Raw genomic sequence first — 583 nt, 5'->3', positions numbered from 1 at the left:
ATCGCCACATCGGCGATGGTCGCCATCGCCATCGCGTCATGCCCGGCGCCCGACGGCAGGTGACGCACCGGCAGGCCGCAAGCATCGATGGCATTCGCCAGTTGCTGTTGCAGACGATCGGCGCAGGGAACGCTGCCGGCCTGGTGCGTCTTGCGCAGCGTGATGGAGACATTGCGGCGCGCGCAGATGCGTGCGATTTCAGCCTCGACGTCCGCCACCGCATCCTCGCGCACCGCATCCTGCCCGGCGCGGATGTCGATGGAAAACCGCGCGCTGCCCGGCACCACATTGGCGGCGCCGTTCGGCACTTCCATGATGCCCATCGTGCCGACCAGACCGGGCCTGCCGCTGCAGCGCTGTTCGATGTAGAGGCCGATTTCCGCCGCCGTCATGGCCGCATCGCGGCGCATGTGCATCGGCACCGTGCCTGCGTGGCCGGCCAGTCCCTGCAGTTCCGCCATGAAACGCGTCGCGCCGGAGATTGCCGTCACCACGCCAACCGGCAACGCCTCGTTGAGCAACAGCGGCCCCTGTTCGATATGCACCTCGACAAAGGCCGCGACGGCTGCCGCCGGCCACGCCG

1 protein-coding gene is annotated in these 583 nt (G+C 68.6%); it reads right to left on the bottom strand.

Going from position 1 to position 583, the window contains the following annotated elements; genetic code table 11:
- Positions 1-583, bottom strand: a 583-nt coding sequence (locus HLUSI_RS0108080; RefSeq protein WP_016833489.1) for a M20/M25/M40 family metallo-hydrolase, incomplete at both ends; no start/stop codon positions are given.

This window comes from Herbaspirillum lusitanum P6-12 (assembly GCF_000256565.1).
In the GTDB taxonomy this organism is placed as follows: Bacteria; Pseudomonadota; Gammaproteobacteria; order Burkholderiales; family Burkholderiaceae_D; genus Herbaspirillum; species Herbaspirillum lusitanum.
This window is presented reverse-complemented; position numbering and strand designations above follow the sequence as displayed.